Raw genomic sequence first — 632 nt, 5'->3', positions numbered from 1 at the left:
GGTTACGTCGTACAGGACCAGCGACAGGTCCCCGTGCCCGGCGGCGTGGGCGAAGCACGCCGCGGCGACCTGGTCGCGGTAGCCGCGTTCCTGGGCCCGGGCCAGGCACCGGAACATCGTGCGCAGCGACGCGTGCGGCACACCGAGCTCGTCCAGCACCCGCAGCGAGTCGGCCTTGCTCGTGGGTTCCACGATCCGCGCCAGCACCAGCGCCTTGAACGCCTCATCGCCCAGGGCATCGAACCCCAACCTGGCGTACGCGCTGGTCAGCACGTGCCACAGCAGTGCGCTGCACTTGCCGGTGATCACCGACTGCCCCGCCGGCACCGCGCCCGCGCTCAGGTCGAGCTCGCCCTGACCCGGGTGCATCTTCACCCGGGCGGCCTCCAACAGCGCGGTCAGCTCGGCCTCGGTGTGCGCTGAGCCCAGGTGCTCGAGGACTTTGTCCCGCCCGCCCCGGCGCTCAGCGATCTGCACCGCCGTCGCCCCCGACGCCGTCCGGACCTTACGCACGAACACCACGGTCCGACCCTACCCACCCGATTAGTGTGTCGCCGACCCCCGCCACAGGACCCTGACCAGCGACAACACCGGCCAAGTCAGCCAGGAGCTCTCAAGTGGCACGAGTCAGG

The 632-nt window shown here is 70.9% G+C and carries 1 pseudogene; it reads right to left on the bottom strand.

Features of this window, described 5'->3' with window-relative positions:
* Positions 1-522 (bottom strand): annotated as a pseudogene (locus RF637_RS13855) (IS1634 family transposase); the annotation flags it as partial.
* Positions 523-632: the final 110 nt, after the last annotated feature.

The sequence above is a fragment of the Kocuria sp. CPCC 204721 genome (genome assembly GCF_040980945.1).
GTDB classification, from domain to species: domain Bacteria; phylum Actinomycetota; class Actinomycetes; order Actinomycetales; family Micrococcaceae; genus Kocuria; species Kocuria marina.
The sequence above is the reverse complement of the archived record's forward strand: the minus strand, read 5'-3'. Positions and strand labels throughout refer to the sequence as shown.